Origin of the sequence: Pantoea sp. WMus005, from assembly GCF_013415305.1 — a bacterium.
GTDB lineage: Bacteria > Pseudomonadota > Gammaproteobacteria > Enterobacterales > Enterobacteriaceae > Pantoea > Pantoea rara.
Genome location: NZ_JACBXU010000015.1, coordinates 1 through 554, shown reverse-complemented (window position 1 = coordinate 554; position 554 = coordinate 1). Strand labels below are relative to the sequence as shown.

1 tRNA gene and 2 rRNA genes are annotated in these 554 nt (G+C 48.2%); all 3 read left to right on the top strand.

Going from position 1 to position 554, the window contains the following annotated elements:
• Positions 1-82 (top strand): 16S ribosomal RNA (locus HZZ01_RS20695); the annotation flags it as partial.
• Positions 83-168: 86 nt separating this feature from the next.
• Positions 169-244, top strand: a tRNA-Glu gene (locus tag HZZ01_RS20690).
• A gap of 213 nt (positions 245-457) precedes the next feature.
• Positions 458-554, top strand: a 23S ribosomal RNA gene (locus HZZ01_RS20685); the annotation flags it as partial.

Genomic DNA, 554 nt, shown 5'->3' with positions numbered 1-554 from the left:
GCTTACCACTTTGTGATTCATGACTGGGGTGAAGTCGTAACAAGGTAACCGTAGGGGAACCTGCGGTTGGATCACCTCCTTACCTGAAGATACCTTCCCGCGCAGTGCCCACACAGATTGTCTGATAGAAAATAACGAGCAAAGTGTCTTTCGAAGACAGACTTAATTGTCCCCTTCGTCTAGAGGCCCAGGACACCGCCCTTTCACGGCGGTAACAGGGGTTCGAATCCCCTAGGGGACGCCAAAGCTTGGTAACAGGTGAAAGATGTTACCCACATATCTTAAAGATGACTTACGAGTCGTGTTTAAGATATTGCTCTTTAACAATCCGGAACAAGCTGAAAATTGAAACGACGCGTCGTTTTCATTCTCCGTAATAAGAATGAAAAGCACGATGCGTTCGAGTCTCTCAAATGCTCGTGACTTACAAGCGTTGTAAAACGCCTGTGGGTTGTGAGGTTAAGCGACTAAGCGTACACGGTGGATGCCCAGGCAGTCAGAGGCGATGAAGGACGTGCTAATCTGCGTAAAGCGACGGTAAGGTGATATGAACC